Below are 15,881 nucleotides of genomic sequence, written 5' to 3'. Positions count from 1 at the left end.
ATTTTTGGCACGCTGTTGAGTTCTCAAGGAACGGACGCTTCCTTCGTACTCACCCTCTCGGGCTTTCCTCCGGGCGCTTCCCTTCGGTGTTTCCAGCCTAGCAGATCCGATTTCCGTTTCCGCCACCCGCTGGAGCGGGCTGCCGGACCGTTCCTCCGCTTTCGCGAATTCCCTTTCCGGCGGTTCCGACTCTACCAGACCCTTTCGGCCCTGATCCCCAGTCAGCAGGGGTTGCCTTTCCGACCTCCCGGCCGTTCCGACACCCAAACTCTAGCGGATTTCCCAGGCGACTCATAATCGAGCCGTTCGAAATGAATTTCGGCATGCGGAATTCATCCCGGTTGGGATGTCGTGCAGAGGTTGTGTGCCGCATGTGCGGCTGGACGGTCGCTCGGAACCGGATCGGCTCCGTGACAACTCGAAGAACCTTACGGATCCGGAAGTGGCCTGTCAACCCCTACGTCCATCTGCAGGACACCTGCCGTACGACCTGGCGAACCGTCATCAGTTCGTCCGCCACCGGGTTCCCCCGGTTCGGAGCGACCAGGGCCCCGGCGGCAGCGTTCTAGTCCAGATCGGTGAGCCGCCCGCCGGCATCGGGCTGGGCGTGTTCCACCCGGCGGAGTACCCGGATCAGCAGCTCGCCGAGGACCGCCCGCTCCTCCCCCGACAGGTCCTGCAGCAGCTCCTCCTCGAAGTCCGTGGCCATGCGCATGGCTTCCAGCCACTTCGCCCTGCCCTCGTCGGTCAGCTCGACGATGACGCGCACCCGGTTGCTCTCGTCCCGATCACGGGTGACGAGGCCCTCCGCCGCCATGCGGTCGATGCGGTGGGTCATGGCGGCCGGGGTCAGCCCGAGCCTCTTGGCCAGGTCTCCCGGACCCTGGCGGTACGGGGCGCCGGCGAGGACCAGCGTCTTGAGGACCTCCCACTCGGCGTTGCTGATGCCGAGGGCAGCGACCTGGCGGCCGTAAGCCACGCTCATCCGGCGGTTGAGTCGGCCGAGGGCCGAGACGACCTTCTCCACCTGGGGGTCCAGGTCCCGGAACTCGCGCTGGTACGCGGCGATCTGTTCGTCGAGGCTCGGCTCCTGGGACGCCGGGGAAGCGGCTGCGGCCGGGGGGGCGTGCCGGGTCCGCCGGGCTCGCGGGCGGTCGGGCTGCTCGGGGGTGTCGGACATGCGCCTCACTATCCCACGGTACGGGTTTGATTCTAAGTCCTTCAATGTGTATTGTTCACGTTCGAACTTTAGTTTCAAAGTCTTCAAATCTCAGTCATTGCTGTGGCTGACCGACCGAAGTGGGTGAGTGTGACCAAGGCGATGGGCGCCGCGCTGCGCCGGATCCAGGCAGGGAACGTGCTGAGCGCGTTCGGGCTCGGGTTCACCGTTCCGTATCTCTATGTGTACGTGGCCCAGGTGCGGGACCTGGGCGCCGGTACGGCAGGGGCCGTGCTGGCCGTCTTCGCCATGGCCGCGCTCGTCGTCCTCCCCTTCACCGGGCGTGCCATCGACCGGCGTGGGCCCATGCCCGTGCTGTTCGTGGCTGCGCTCGCGGCTTCGGCGGGCGCGCTGAGCATGGGTGTGGCCCGCAACGTGCCCACTGCGGTGTTCTCCGCCGCCCTTCTCGGAGCGGGCACGGCCGTGATGCAGCCCGCGCTCGCCACGATGATCGTCTGGTGCTCCAGCCCCGCTACCCGGACCAGGGCGTTCGCCATGCAGTTCTTCCTGCAGAACCTGGGGCTCGGCATCGGCGGTCTCGTCGGCGGTCAGCTCGTCGACGCGAGCAAGCCGGCCAGTTTCACCCTGCTCTTCCTCATCGAAGCGGCGATGTTCGTCGTGCTCGCGGTGATCGCCGCGACGGTGCGGATGCCGGGCGGGCCGTCGATCCAGGATGCGCGGCCGGCGGCCAAGGCCGGTGGAGGACTGCGCTCCCTGCTCGGTCACCGGGCCATGGTGCAGCTGTCCGTCCTGGGCTTCGTGCTGTTCTTCGCCTGCTACGGGCAGTTCGAGTCGGGGCTCGCGGCGTACGGCACGGAGGCCGCGGGCATCGATCCGGCCGCACTCGGGATCGCCCTGGCCGCCAACACGGCGGTCATCGTGGCCGCGCAGTTCCTCGTACTGAGGTTCGTCGAACGGCGGCGGCGTTCGCGGGTGATCGCGGCGGTCGGATTGGTCTGGGCGGTCGCGTGGATCATCGCCGGCTACGCGGGCCTCGGACACGGCAGTCAGTTGATGGCGACGGCTGCGTTCATCACCACCTACGGACTCTTCGGCCTCGGCGAGGCGATGCTGTCGCCGACCGTGGCACCGCTGGTCGCCGACCTCGCGCCGGATGGCATGGTCGGGCAGTACAACTCGGCGTTCGCACTGGTCAAGCAGCTGGCACTGGCGGTGGGCCCGGCAGTGGGCGGGCCGATGGGTGCCGCCCTGCACGGCCCGTACATCGTGACGTTCGTGCTGTTCTCCCTGGGCATCAGCGTGCTGGCGCTACGGCTGGGGAAGCAGCTGAAGCCGGCGCAGGACCGCCCCGCTCTCGCGTCCCGGTCGCGGGTCGTGGCCCAGCACCAGCCCGCACACGACACGGTCGAGGCCGCCGTCTAGTCCCACCTAGTCGGGCAGCGCGAACTCGCACCACACCGCTTTGCCGCCGCCCGGTGTCCGGCGGCTCCCCCAGGACGACGCGATGGTCGCGACGATGGAGATCCCGCGACCCGCCTCGTCCTCCGTTTCCGCACGGCGGCGGCGCGGCAGGTGGTCGTCGCCGTCCGTCACCTCGACGATCAGTCGCCGGTCGGTGCGCCGCAGCCGCAGGCGCATGGGCGGCGTGCCGTGCTGCAGGGAGTTCGCGACAAGCTCGCTGGCTGCGAGGACGCCGAGGTCGCGGAGCTCTCCCGGGAAGCGCCAGGAGGCGAGGACGCCCGAGGCGAAGGCCCGGGCCCGGGGCGCGGCTTCGACGCCGCCGAGCAGTTCGAGGGCTGCGTTGTGGAAGAGCTCGGCGGCCGGGCCGGTGCGGGTCGGGTGCTGGAGGACGAGGACCGCGACGTCGTCGTCGTGCTCGGCGGTCACGCCCAGGGCGCGGATCAACCGGTCGCAGACGACCTGCGGTGTCCCGGTCGCTCCTGCCAGGGCGCGCTCGAGGGCCGCGACGCCTTCGTCGATGTCCTCGCCCCGCCGCTCGACGAGGCCGTCGGTGTAGAGGACGGCGGTCGAGCCGGGAGGCAGGCCGATGGTGCCGGACGTGTGCAGCCAACCGCCGGTGCCGAGCGGGGGGCCGGTCGGCTCCTCGGCGCGATGGACGGTGCCGTCGCCGTCCCGCACGAGGATCGGCAGGTGACCTGCCGACGCGTAGACGAGCCGTCCCTCGTTGGGGTCATGCACCGCGTACACGCAGGTGGCGATCTGACTGGGGTCGATCTCCGCGGCGAGCCCGTCCAGCAGTTGGAGCACTTCGTGCGGCGGCAGGTCCAAGCGGGCGTACGCGCGGACGGCGGTGCGCAACTGTCCCATGACCGCGGCCGCCCGGACCCCACGGCCCATCACGTCGCCGATGACGAGTGCCGTGCGGCCGGCGCCGAGGGTGATCACGTCGTACCAGTCGCCGCCGACCGCGGCATCGGTGCCACCCGGCTGGTACGTGGCCGCGATGCGCAGGTCGTCGGGCTGCTCCAGCTCCTGCGGGAGCAGGGAGCGCTGCAGCGTGACGGCGGTCTCACGGTGGCGCCGTTCGCTGGCGCGCAGCCGTTCCGCCGCTTCGGCGTGGTCGGTGACGTCAGCGGCGAAGACGAGGACGCCGCCGACGGCGGTGCCGTCGTGGACGGGCGCCTCGGCGGGGAGGCAGGTGACCGTGTACGAGCCGCCGCCCTGGCCCCGGCGGGACTTCACCGTCCGGGGCTTGCCGCTGCGCAGCACCTGGTCCATCAGCGGGAGCAGGCCCAGGTCGACGAGCTCGGGGCAGGCGCGTGCGGCGGGAGTACCGGCGAGCCGCGGGCCGAACGCCGCCGCGTAGGCCTCGTTGACGTACGACACGCGGTGCTCGGGGCCGTGCACGAGGGCGACCAGGGCGGGCAGTCGACCGAGCAGCTCCCGCGCGGTGTGGTGCTCCAGCGTGGGGGCGACGTGGGCTTCGGGCGCACCGCCTGGTTCGTCGGCCTCGGCCGGGTCGCCGGCGCCGAGGTCGTCGGGCAGGCGTTCCGGCTGCTGGGCGTACTCACCGCGGGCGGCGGGCACGGAGCCGCGGTCCGTCCGCGCTGCGGCGCGACGCTGCGTGCCGGGAAGCCGGGCGCTCCAACGCGTGAAGTTCACGGATTTTCAAGCCTCGTGGTGTCGTTGCTGTTGTCTTGCGCGGCTGCGCCGTTCGGTGCGGCGACAGCATTCTGGCGGTCGTGGGGGAAGCGTCCCGGGACAGGCCACCCTGTGCAGGTGTCGGTCGACCTATCGTCACACGTCCAGTGTGACCGACCGCACTGACAGGAACCGTCAGTCCCGCCGTCGATCCTCCGATGCGCCCTCCTCCGCGCCGCCCCCGGGCGTCTGGCCCCGGCGCCTCTGCCTGCCCCGGCCCGGCGGGTCCTCGTGCCGGCGCGCAAGGGGTCTCGACGGGGCAGCGCCCGCAGCGAGTTCGAACTCGGCGCGCGGATGTTCGAGCGACCCGAGCGAGACGATCTCACGTTTGAAGAGGCCGGACAGCGTCCATTCGGCCAGGATGCGCGCCTTGCGGTTGAACGTGGGCATCCGGCTGAGGTGGTAGGTGCGGTGCATCAGCCAGGCCGGATACCCCTTGAACTTCTTGCCGTACACATGGGCCACGCCCTTGTGCAGGCCGAGCGACGCCACTGATCCGACGTAGGCGTGCCGGTACTCCGTCAGGGGCTTCCCACGGAGCGAGGCGGCGATGTTCTCGGCGAGCACCTTGGTCTGGCGCACGGCGTGCTGGGCGTTGGGGGCGGTGACCGCTCCCGGTTCGGCCGCGGTCAGGTCGGGCACGGCGGCGGCGTCCCCGGCCGACCAGGCGTGTTCGACACCTTCGATGGTGAGGCGGGCGGTGCACGCGAGCCGCCCGCGCTCGTTGCGCGGCAGGTCGGTGGCGGCGAGGACGGGGGCGGGTCTGACGCCGGCGGTCCACACGACCGTGCGAGTCGGATGGCGCGTGCCGTCACTGAGTACGGCGACGCGGTTCTCGCAGGACTGCAGGCGGGTTTCGAGGCGCACGTCGATGTTGCGGGCGCGCAGCTCCCGGATGGCGTACGTGCCCATCTGCTCGCCGACTTCCGGGAGGATGCGGTCGCTCGCCTCCACGAGGACCCATTTCAGGTCCTCCGGCTTGATGTTGTGGTAGTAGCGGGTGGCGTAGCGGGCCATGTCCTCCAGCTCGCCGAGCGCTTCGACGCCCGCGTACCCGCCGCCGACGAAGACGAAGGTGAGGGCGGCGTCGCGGAGCGCGGGCTCCCGGGTGGAGGAGGCGATGTCCATCTGTTCGAGGACGTGGTTGCGCAGACCGATGGCCTCTTCGACGGTCTTGAAGCCGATCGCGTAGTCGGCGAGGCCGGGGATGGGCAGGGTGCGGGAGACGGAGCCGGGGGCGATGACCAGCTCGTCGTAGTCGATCGGGACCGCGCCCGTGCCCTCTGCCTCGGTGCCGAGGGTGGTGAGGGTCGCGGTGCGCTTGGCGTGGTCGACGGACCTGATCTCGCCGATGACGATGCGGCATCTGCTGAGGACGCGGCGGAGCGGCACCACGACGTGTCGGGGGGAGATCGATCCGGCCGCGGCCTCCGGCAGGAAGGGCTGGTAGGTCATGTACGGCTCGGGCGTCACGATGACGATCTCGATCTCGTCCCGTTCCAGCTCCGTCTTCAGCTTCTGCTGGAGGCGGAGCGCGGTGTACATCCCCACGTAGCCGCCGCCGACGATGAGGATGCGTGTGCGCGGCGGGGTGCCGGGGGTCGTGTCCCGGGAGTATGCAGCCTTCACCATCCCATGACGCAACGGCCTCAGGAGTTTGTCCACAGGCTCAGCAAATTGTGTGACCGGATGTTTTGGCCGGTCAACGTCGGCCCGGGGTCCGGACGGGGGCGAAGGTCTGCAGGTCAGTGGCGGTATGGGGGGTGGATGGAGGGGGCTGAATCAGGAACGTTCCGGCCCTTGCTCCGATCGGGGGGCGCACCGGACGGAACTGCCCCTTCTGAATTGACCCCGACTCAACTATGTTCGTACCTCGTCGGGGTGTCGGGTCGGTGACTCGTCCGGCTCCCCCGACTGTCAAGGAGGGGAAGTCTCCGGGGGGAGACACATCATTACCGGGGGAACACTTATGCACATTCAGGGTACGCATTGGCAGTCTGCGGTCGCGGCCGATGTGAGTGGGAACGGGCACGCGACGATGGCTACGACCAGCCGTTCGACGCCGCTGCGCGTGGACGCGCAGCGCAATCTGGAGCACGTTCTGCGAGCTGCTCGTGAGGTGTTCGGCGAGCTGGGGTACGGGGCCCCGATGGAGGACGTGGCCCGCAGGGCGCGTGTCGGGGTCGGCACGGTCTACCGCCGTTTTCCGAGCAAGGACGTGCTCGTACGGCGGATAGCGGAGGAGGAGACCGCACGGCTGACCGAGCAGGCACGCACGGCGCTGGGGCAGGAGGAGGAGCCCTGGTCGGCGCTCTCCCGTTTCCTGCGGACGTCCGTCGCGTCGGGTGCGGGGCGGCTTCTGCCGCCGCACGTGCTGAGGGTCGGTGTGGATGTGGACGACTCGACGACCGTCGCGGATGCCGTGCGGGACGAGATCCGGGTGCCGCAGCAGCGGCTGGGCCTGGCCGCCCCGTCGGACCTACGGGTGATCGCACAGCGTCCGGCACCGGCGGCCGAGCAGCACGATGCGGGGGCGGGTGAGCTGCTGGACGTGGTGGGGCAGTTGGTCGAGCGGGCGCGGGAGGCCGGTGAGCTGCGCGGCGATGTGACGGTGGCCGATGTCCTGCTGGTGATAGCCACGGCGGCGCCGTCTCTTCCGGATGCGGCGCAGCAGGCTGCGGCCTCGGCCCGGTTGCTGGACATCCTGCTGGAGGGCCTGCGTTCGCGGCCCGTGTGATGGTGCCGTGGCCGGCGGGCTGCGGCGGACGGCTGCGGTGTCGTGGAGGAGCGGCGCCCCCGGACGGGGGAGCACGGCTTGACGGCGGCCGGCCCTCGCGGACAACACGGTTGAGGTGCAGGCGTGGGCGAGTTGTCGGCGCGCTGGCCGAGCGAATGTTCGGGCGGGCCGCTGTCCGAGCGAGCGGGCGTCCTGGCGCGCTGTCAAAGCGCTCGGTGGAGGGCGGCGGACGACGACGCCGAGCCGTGGTGGGAGGCGAGCGAACGGCAGACGGACAGAGGAAGCCCGGGACGGGAGATCAGGAGAACTCGGGAGACCAGGACCGGGCACAGGCCCTTTCAACGGCTGGTCCGGTCCACCGACGGCCGGCCGCAAGACCGACTCGGGTACTCCGCATGGGTGAACGACCGTGCGTGATGTCGGTTGCCCTCCCCGGATGAGTGGTTGCCGCTCGGGGAAGCCTTGACAGTTCACTCCCTGTGGCACGCTGGGCCGGTGTTCAGGTCACGGGGTGCGTACGGGGGCGACCAGGATGGGCAGTGACGGTCGGGACGAGGCCTTCGCCGGGCCTGACGCCGCGGAGACCGGCGAAACGCCTTCCGCTCAGATCCCGGGCCAGCCAGGCCCCAGGCACGCCAAACGCCCGGGACGTCCGCCGGCTGGAAGGCCGCCGAAGGAGGACCGAGCGGGCGTTCCGTCGCAGCGCGAGGCCGGGTCGAGCCCGACCGTTGCTCTGCCGCCCTCCGACGCCGATTTGATCCGGCGTATGCACTCGGGGGACGACCGGGCGTACGAGGAGCTCTACCGTCGGCATGCGGAAGCGGTGCACCGCTACGCCCGCACCTGCTGCCGTGACGCCGACACCGCGGAGGACCTGACCGCCGAGGTGTTCGCCAGGACGCTGCAGGCGGTCCGTGGCGGTGCGGGTCCCGAACACGCCGTACGGGCCTATCTGCTGACGACCGTACGCCGGGTCGCCGCTGCCTGGGCCAAGTCGACGAAACGGGAACAGTTGGTCGAAGACTTCGCGGTCTTCGCCGACCAGGTCTCGCTGGCCACCAAAATGCCCGACCAGCTTGCCGTGGACGTCGGCGCTGATGTGCGGGCGATGCACGAGGCCGAACAGTCCCTGGCCGTACAGGCGTTCCGCTCGCTGCCCGAGCGCTGGCAGGCGGTGCTCTGGCACACCGCCGTGGAGGAGGCGTCGCCCGGAGACGTGGCGGCGCTGTTCGGGCTCTCCGCGAACGCCACGGCGGTCCTGGCCAGCCGTGCCCGGGAAGGGCTCAAGCAGGCCTATCTGCAAGCGCACGTGAGTTCCTCCCTCACCTCCGGCGAGAGCTGCGCCCGGTACGCGGACCGGCTGGGCGCCTACGCCCGGGGCGGGTTGCGGATGCGGGCGGAGCGGGGGCTGCGCAAGCACCTGGAGGAGTGCGCCGGGTGCCGACTGGCGGCCGGCGAACTGGAGCAGGTCAACGCGGGCATCCCGGCGCTGCTGCCCGTGGCACTCGTCGGGTGGTTCGCCGCCGAATTCTCCCTCCGGGTCTCCGAAGTCGTGGCGGGCGGCGCCGCCGGTGCGGTCGGAGCGGGGGCGGGGTCCGGTGGGGGGGCCGGTGGGGCTGTGGGCGCAGCGGCCGGTGCCCCGGCGGCTGCGGGCCCTGCGGGCGGGGCAGCCACGGGTTCCGAGACGGGTGCCGGTGCAGCATCAGGGGCAGCTGGTGGCGGCGGAGCCGGAGGTAGCGGCGGGTCCGGATCAACCGTCGACGCTACGGGCGCGAATTCGACGGCTGTGTCGCACGGCCTGGGCGGCGCGGCCAAGACCGGTATGGCCGCCGCGGTGGCCGTGGCAGCAGCGGTCGGGATCGTCTGGGCGCTGTCCACGGACCCGACGCCCGGGCGGCCTCCCCAGGCACAGCGCGCCTCCACGCAGCCGGTCGCTCCGGACGCCCCGGCGTCGGTCGTTCCTTCGCCGCCCGCCGACGAGCAGGCGCAGTCCCCGGCGGAACCGTCCGCCGAAGCGACCCCGTCCGCAGCTGCCTTACCAGGGCCGGCGGGGTTGGAGCCCAAGGCCCCGGCTCCCGGTTCCGCACTTCCCGAGGCCGAGCCCGAACCCACGGCGCCCGCACGACAGCCCGGCCCGAAGCTCGACTCCCGGTCCCCGACGATCGCGCCCCCGTCGGCTCCGGCACCTGCCCCCGCACCGACCGTCTACCGGGTGGACCAGCTGGACTACCGCGTCCCAGGCGGCAGCCCGAGGACGCGGCCCGCCATGAGACCGGGTGACAACAGCTGGGTCTGGCAGCGCAGCGCCGTGTCTGTCGACGGCGCCGGGTACGCGTACGGGGTGACCGTGCGCTCGCGATCCGCGGTCACCATCGACCTGAACCGGCAGTGCACCACGTACGACGCGCTCGTCGGCATCGACGACCTGTCGCTGGTCCGCGGGTCGGTGAGGTTCTCCGTCCATGCCGACGGGGTACGGCTCTGGCGTTCGCCCGTGATGCGCGCCGGGAATCCCGCCGTACCCGTCCACGTCGCCGTCTCCGGGCGCCGGACGGTCCGGCTGGTGGTGGAACCCCAGGCTCCGTTCGCCGGCGTGGCCCTGGCCGACTGGGCGTTGGCACGGATCAGCTGCGCGTGAGCCCGCCCCCGTCAGACCCGTCAACCCGGTCAAACGCGCTCAACGCGCTCAGCCCCGCCAGCCCTGCCCCAAGGACTCGGAGAACCCGGAGAACCCGAAGAGCCCGAAGAGGCCCGTGCGACCGGTGGGATCTGCGGTGCGAGCGCAACCACGGGCGCCAGCGCATCCAGGACCTGCGGAACGGAGAGGGCAGCCCCTGCCGCGTACTCGGCCGCGTACCGCCGCTCCCCGAGGACGGCGCGCGCCCCGGTCTCGACCGCGTCCGTCACCCGGCGCTCGGGAACGGATCGCGGCATGCCGTTGCGCCAGGTCTCGGCAGCGGCGAGGAGCCGGACGGCGAGTCGCTCTTCGCCGAGCAGGAGCAGCACGTCCGCGGTCGATTCGGCGAGATGGGCCGTGACGACCTCCGAGCAACGGACCTCGTGGGCGTCGCGCAGCGCGGTGGCCAGACCCCGGATGCCGGCCCCGGGCCCACCGCCGGCCCCGTACACGGCGATCCGCGCGTCGACACCGTCGAGCGCCACCATGAAGTGGGGCGGGGACGTCCCGGCGGGACAGGCCGCGCGGGCCTCCCGGGTGAGCTCCTCGGCCCGCGCGAACTCACCGCGCTCCAGCGCGATGACCGCTCGTAGGTAGGAGATGTACCCCTTTCCCGTCGGCACGTTGTGGCGCTCGACCTCCGCCGTCGCCTCCTCCAGCCCCCTCAGCGCGGCGTCCGCGTCCCCCGCGCGGTAGCCCAGTTCGGCCATGCGGGCCAGCAGGAAGGGTGCTTCGGAATGCGCACCGACCTCACGCGCGAGCTCCAGGGACTCGGCGTACGCCGCATGGGCCTCCTCGTACCGGCCCCGCATCATGCTCGTCTCGGCGACGGCGCCCGCGACCTGCGCCCGCATCCAGCGGTCGCCGACGCGACGGCTGATCTCGCGCAGCTCGGCCAGGTCGTCGTCGACCAGGCCGATGCTGCCCGGGTGGTCGATGGCGATGTGCGTGCGGTACATCAGAGTGACACCGACCTCCCAGTCACCGCCGTGGACGCGACAGTTCGCGACGGCCCGGTCGAGGAGTTCCAGGATTCCTTCGGGGCCGTCGGTGAGGTAGGTGGTGAACGGCCACGCCAGCCCCGGGAAGCGGGCGGCTTCGGGCCCGCCCGCGCTGAAGGCGTCCCTCAGCCGCCGCAGCAGGTCCCGGGTGCGCGGATCGCGGTAGACCTCGAAGTCCGGGCCGTTCTCGATGGCCAGGAAGAGGTGGAGCATGCGCAACTGCATGCGCGGCCAGTAGCGGGGGTCGGCCGCACCGTCCTCCGGATCGGGTGACAGGCCGATCGTCCGGGCAGCCCAGGCAAGGCCCTCGGGGCGGTATTCGCGCAGGCACCAGAACCAGCCCATGGCGAGGACGAGGCGCACGGCGAGCGGCTCCTGCTCCGGTCGGGTGGTGGTGCGGTGGAGGGCGGCACGGATGTTGTCGAGGTCCGTCTCCAGGTGCCGGATCCACCGGAGTTGCCCATCGGTGCGGAGCAGTGGTTCGGCCTGCTCGGCGACGGACTGGAAGTGTGCGGTGTGGGCGCTTTCCGCTGCGGCGCGGAGCTCCGGCTCCTCCGCCGCGCGCTCGGCGGCGTACTCGTGAATGGTCTCGAGCAGCCTGAAGCGCATCTCGCCGTCGACGGTCGGAGCAGCGGTGACCAGGGACTTGTCGACGAGCGCGCCGAGGTGGCCGGCGACGTCCGGTCCGGACAACGCCTCCGCAGCGGTGAGGTCCCAGCCGCCGGCGAAGACGGAGACCTGCCGGAGGACGGTGCGTTCGCCGTCGTCAAGGAGGTCCCACGACCAGTCGACGACGGCCCGCAGCGTCTGCTGGCGCGGCTGCACGGTCCGACTGCCCCGGTTGAGCAGCCGGAAGCGGTCGTCGAGGCGGTCGGCGATCTGGCGGAGCGTGAGCATCCGCAGTCGGGCGGCGGCGAGTTCGATGGCGAGCGGCAGCCCGTCCAGACCGCGACAGATCTCGCCAGCCGCCACGGGGTCGTCCTCGACCCGGAAGGCGGGGTTCACCGCTGCGCCGCGCTCGGCGAGCAGTCGGAGCGCGGAGTCCTCGGGCAGGGGGTCCACGGGGCGGACGCTCTCCCCCATGACCCCCAGCGGTTCGCGGCTGGTGGCGAGGATCCGCAGCCCTGGGCAGTGGGTGAGCAGGCTCTCCGCGACCTCTGCAGCGGTGCTGATGACGTGTTCGCAGTTGTCCAGTACGAGCAGCAGCTCACGCGGGGCCAGGTACTCGACGAGCTGGGAACCGGGGTCTGCCTGGGACGGCTGCCCCTCGAGGGTGATCAGGTTCGTCTCGCGCAGACCGAGGGCGGAGACGATGGCTCCCGGCACGGCCGCCTGGTCCTCCAGCGGGGCGAGTTCGACGAGCCAGGCGCCTGCCGTTGCGGACGCGGCTTCCTCCGCGAGCCGGGTCTTCCCCGCACCGCCGGGACCCGTGAGGGTCACGAGCCGCGAACGGCTCAGCTCTTTCCGGATGGCGGAGATTTCCGCCTCCCGGCCGACGAAGGAGTTCAGTCTGGGGCGGAGGTTCCCCTTCGGTTCCGGTGGTTGCTGTGGGGCCCACTGCAGCAACCGTGCGTGCAGAGTGCCCAGTTCGTGTCCCGGCTCGACGCCGAGGCCGTCGGCGAGGGTGCGGCGGGCGTCCTCGTACGCGGTGAGCGCGTCGGCCCGACGGCCTTCGGCATCGAGCGCCCTGAGCAACTGGGCCCTCAGGGTCTCGTCGTAGGGGTGGGCCGCGATGAGCTCTTCGAGCTCCGGTACGAGGCTTCCGGTGGCCCCGCGCCGCAGGTCCGCTTCGATGCGGCGTCGGACGGCCGCTCGGCGTTGCGCCTCCGGGCGCACGGCCGCGTCCGGTTCGGCGAGGTCCGCGAGCGCGGGGCCGCGCCAGAGACCGAGGGCTTCGCGGAAGGTGGCGGCCGCTGCGACGGGATCACCGGCGTCGAGCTGCGTGCCGCCGGTGCGGACGAGGTTCTCGAAGACGTGGAGGTCGATGTCGTCCGGCGTCGCGGCGAGCCGGTAGCCGCCGGGGGTGGACTGGATCGCGTCCCTGCCCAGGGCCCGCCGCAGCCGGCCGACGAGCGCCTGCAGCGCGGCGGAGGCGTCCTGCGGGGGCTCGTCGCCCCACACGTCCCTGACCAGTGCGGGCACGGGCGCGACGCGTCCTCCCCGGTAGGCGAGCGCGGCGAGCAGGGCCCGCAGCCGCGCACCGCCGAGGGGCAGGGTACTGCCGTGTTCGTCGAAGGCTTCCGTGACACCGAGGATGAGATACCGCACCGGGTCATTCTCCGGGCCGAGTGCGGTGGGTGCGCGGCGTTTTCCGACGGAGCGCGCCGGGCGCGGGGCGGCTGCGGAACGGGTCAGGCCGGCCAGGCCGGGAGCTGGGCCGGAGGACGAAGAGGACTCCGAGCGGCATCGGGGACGGGCCGGAGGGCGACAGCGGCAGGGACAGGACGGGGACACGGGCGATCAACGGCGACGGGGTCACCGGGAGGGGACCGCTGACCACCGGAACGGAGGCGAACGGGTGTGGTGGACGCGCGTCCCCGAACGGTCACGGGGCCGGGGTGGGCCGCCCGGCCTCGGTGGAGGTCGCAGCCGTCCCCGCGGTGGCTACGTCTGCAGCGTCGGCCTCGGCGGAACCCCTGCGGCGACCGCACGGCGGCGCGGCGCCGCCGTCCCCGTCCAGCAGGTGCCCCGGCGGGCGAGGAGACGGCGCAGCCACAGTTCGGTGGAGACGAGTTCGGCGAGGCCGTCCAGCGGCACCGGCTCGCCTTCCGCAGCCGCGCGCAGCGCCTTGCGGACCACGCGCGCCTCCACCAGGCCCGCGTCCGCGAGGAGCGGAGTGGCGAACAGGTCGAGCAGATGGGACAGCGACATGCGCAGGCCCGCCCGCATCGCAGAGGTCGAAGCGGCCTGGGACGGGGCGCCCCAGCCGGCCGGCAGGTCGTGGATGCCGGCACCCGCGAGGACCGCGCGCAGGACCGCGGCCCGCGCCCCGGGCTGCACCCGGAGCGCTTCGGGGAGGTCGCGCGCCGCCCGGACCACCTGGTTGTCGAGGAAGGGGGAGTGCAGTCGCTGGCTGCGCACCTCTGCGGCCTGTTCCAGTATCCGGTGGTCCGCGGCGTACCGGGCGAGCGCGGCTCGAGCCCGTGCCTCGCCCGGCCGCTGCACCGAGGACGGCCGGGTGGCCGCCTCCTGGAGGCGAACCGATACTTCGGCGAGTGCCTCCCCGGTGAGCCAGCGTGCCGCGGGGCCCGGCCGTGACCACGCGAGCGCCGCGAGGGACGCCGCCAGCGGGCCGTTCACGGTGTGCGCGGCGCGGTTCGCCGAGGGAAGGTGCGCCGCGGCCGACTCCAGCCCCGTCCGGTACGGCGTGCGGGCGAGCTTGCGCGCGGCGCGATAGACGGTCACGGGGACGAGGAGCGAACCGGCCGAAGTTCCCGCGGCCCGGGCGAGCGCGGAGACGGGGCGCAGCAGCGGCCGCCGCCTGCGGTCCAGCAGCAGGTCGGCCAGCCTCGCCGGGTGGGCGTCCAGCACGTGGCGGGCGCCCTGCCCCGTGAAGTGGTCGGCGCTTCCCGATGCCAGGCGTCTGCGGTGGCGTTCCGCCTCGACCAGCGAGGGACCCGGTTCGTCGGTCAGCGGCCCGTCGAGTTCGGCGAACGGCAGTGCCTCCTCGCCGGCGGCGACCACCACGTGGTGCAGCCTGGGGTTGGCGGCGATGGCTCTGACCCGTTCCATCTCGGCCTCCCTGCCCTGTGGTGTGGCCAGGTCGTTGAAGGTGACGGCGAGGAGGCGTTCGCCGGCGCCGGTTCCGTGTCCGAGGATCGTGCCCGGCACACCGGGCAGTCCTGAGGCGAGCAGGGCGAGGGTGCCGGAGGCACTGCCTCCGGAGAGGTCGGCGCCGATACCGGGTGCAGGTGCCCCCCGTGCCGCGCGTCGTTCCGCCGGCCCCATCCCGGGCACGGGGCCGGGGTCGGGGGGCAGGGTCTCCGGTGCATGCCGGGGGGCGGTGAGCCTGGCGCGCACGGCGTCGACGAGCGCGTCGCGCACCGCGTCCATGGCGCGGTCCGGGTCGAGTTGGGGTGCGGCGACGGCGAGGGAGGCGACCGGCTCGTAGCCCGCGATCTCGCGCGAGCCCTCGCGCAGGATGAGCGCGTGGCCGGGAGGGATCCGCTTCACCCCGGTGTACGGCGTGGAGTCGCGCAGCGCCTCGGGGCTTTCGGGGCAGGCGAGCACCGCTGCGAGGTGGCCGATGTCGAGCTGGGCCTCGATGAGGTCGGCGAGCGGGAGGGCTGCGGTGGCGTAGGCGGTGCCGCCCGACCAGGGCGTGTAGAAGACGGGGCGAGCCCCTGCCAGGTCACCGGCGATGGTGATGCGGCGACCCACTTGGACGACGGCCGTGTAGCTGCCGGCCCACGCGGTGAGGTGACGCAGTGCGCCGCCGCGCGCTGCGAAGAGCCCGACGCGCAACTCTTCGTCGCTCGCCGCGCAACAGCCCAGTACGGCGAGACGGGTGGCGGGGGCGTGGCCGGGCGAGCCGACGGGTGGGTCGACGGTGACGATGCGGACCTCGTCGGGCCGCCAGTCACCGACGGCCCAGAGCGGGTCGGGGTCCCCCCACAGCAGTTGGGCGCCGACGGGGTGGACCGTGAGGCTCTCGTCGCCGGCGCCCGTCGGTCCGCCGCGTACGGTGCCGGCCGAACCGACCGCACCGGCCGTACCGAAGCTTGCGGCGACACTGCTCCACCCCACCAGCCACCGCATCGCGCCTCCACAGCCCGTGGACGAACTCCGGTACGCCTGGTCCGGCACACCCGATGAGGACATGCTGCCACGACGGAGGCGCACAGGAGGGGCTCTGGGTCGCGCGCGCGAAAAGAGAACGCGCCCCTGGCATGAGCCGAATGAGGACGGCCGGAACGCCCGGCGCCTTCCCGTGCCGGAACAGCGGCATTCGGCCAATCTCCAACGGAGAGGCAACCGGACATCGATCGCCATATCACCACAGACGCACAGTCCGGGAGGTGTGGTTAACCTCCCGGACTGGTCCGCCGCCCGCGGGGATTGAGGCGGCGGTGTCCCCCAGCCCGCTGGATCCCATGCCAGCGGGCCGACCCACGCAGCACTCAT

8 protein-coding genes are annotated in these 15,881 nt (G+C 72.3%); 3 read left to right on the top strand and 5 right to left on the bottom strand.

Annotation, left to right across the window (positions count from 1 at the left end):
* Positions 1 to 565: 565 nt before the first annotated feature.
* Positions 566 to 1,180: a MarR family winged helix-turn-helix transcriptional regulator gene (locus tag ACFXOM_RS27295; RefSeq protein WP_384945638.1), complete on the bottom strand. Its 615-nt coding sequence runs from the start codon at positions 1,178 to 1,180 to the stop codon at positions 566 to 568.
* 141 nt (positions 1,181 to 1,321) lie between these two features.
* On the opposite strand from ACFXOM_RS27295, the gene ACFXOM_RS27290 reads away from it, so the two are divergent.
* A complete protein-coding gene (locus ACFXOM_RS27290; RefSeq protein WP_384945740.1) occupies positions 1,322 to 2,602 on the top strand; it encodes an MFS transporter in 1,281 nt (426 codons plus the stop codon).
* Between the two features lie 6 nt (positions 2,603 to 2,608).
* Here the strand turns inward: ACFXOM_RS27290 and ACFXOM_RS27285 are convergent, their stop codons facing one another.
* Complete coding sequence (locus tag ACFXOM_RS27285; protein ID WP_384942798.1) at positions 2,609 to 4,303, bottom strand: SpoIIE family protein phosphatase; 1,695 nt, start codon at positions 4,301 to 4,303, stop codon at positions 2,609 to 2,611.
* Between the two features lie 174 nt (positions 4,304 to 4,477).
* Positions 4,478 to 5,974: an NAD(P)/FAD-dependent oxidoreductase gene (locus ACFXOM_RS27280; protein ID WP_384942800.1), complete on the bottom strand. Its 1,497-nt coding sequence runs from the start codon at positions 5,972 to 5,974 to the stop codon at positions 4,478 to 4,480.
* Between the two features lie 337 nt (positions 5,975 to 6,311).
* On the opposite strand from ACFXOM_RS27280, the gene ACFXOM_RS27275 reads away from it, so the two are divergent.
* The gene (locus tag ACFXOM_RS27275; protein WP_384942802.1) at positions 6,312 to 7,079 is read left to right on the top strand and encodes a TetR/AcrR family transcriptional regulator; all 768 of its coding nucleotides are present in this window, start codon (positions 6,312 to 6,314) and stop codon (positions 7,077 to 7,079) included.
* Positions 7,080 to 7,611: 532 nt separating this feature from the next.
* Positions 7,612 to 9,717 carry a sigma-70 family RNA polymerase sigma factor gene (locus tag ACFXOM_RS27270; protein ID WP_385039697.1) on the top strand — a complete coding sequence of 702 codons (2,106 nt, stop codon included), beginning with the start codon at positions 7,612 to 7,614 and terminating at the stop codon, positions 9,715 to 9,717.
* 29 nt (positions 9,718 to 9,746) lie between these two features.
* Here ACFXOM_RS27270 and ACFXOM_RS27265 read toward each other — a convergent pair whose 3' ends face one another.
* On the bottom strand, positions 9,747 to 13,025 hold the full coding sequence (locus ACFXOM_RS27265) for a BTAD domain-containing putative transcriptional regulator (protein ID WP_385039694.1): 3,279 nt from the start codon (positions 13,023 to 13,025) through the stop codon (positions 9,747 to 9,749).
* A 336-nt stretch (positions 13,026 to 13,361) separates the two neighbouring features.
* On the bottom strand, positions 13,362 to 15,515 hold the full coding sequence (locus ACFXOM_RS27260) for an asparagine synthase-related protein (RefSeq protein WP_384945644.1): 2,154 nt from the start codon (positions 15,513 to 15,515) through the stop codon (positions 13,362 to 13,364).
* Between the last annotated feature and the right edge of the window lie 366 nt (positions 15,516 to 15,881).

Origin of the sequence: Streptomyces sp. NPDC059169 (assembly GCF_042755225.1) — a bacterium.
In the GTDB taxonomy this organism is placed as follows: domain Bacteria; phylum Actinomycetota; class Actinomycetes; order Streptomycetales; family Streptomycetaceae; genus Streptomyces.
This window is presented reverse-complemented; position numbering and strand designations above follow the sequence as displayed.

Coding starts and splice junctions, on each gene's coding strand:
- ACFXOM_RS27295 (WP_384945638.1), bottom strand. CDS start 1,180: ATGTCCGACACCCCCGAGCAGCCCGACCGCCCGCGAGCCCGGCGGACC.
- ACFXOM_RS27290 (WP_384945740.1), top strand. CDS start 1,322: ATGGGCGCCGCGCTGCGCCGGATCCAGGCAGGGAACGTGCTGAGCGCG.
- ACFXOM_RS27280 (WP_384942800.1), bottom strand. CDS start 5,974: ATGGTGAAGGCTGCATACTCCCGGGACACGACCCCCGGCACCCCGCCG.
- ACFXOM_RS27275 (WP_384942802.1), top strand. CDS start 6,312: ATGCACATTCAGGGTACGCATTGGCAGTCTGCGGTCGCGGCCGATGTG.
- ACFXOM_RS27270 (WP_385039697.1), top strand. CDS start 7,612: ATGGGCAGTGACGGTCGGGACGAGGCCTTCGCCGGGCCTGACGCCGCG.
- ACFXOM_RS27260 (WP_384945644.1), bottom strand. CDS start 15,515: ATGCGGTGGCTGGTGGGGTGGAGCAGTGTCGCCGCAAGCTTCGGTACG.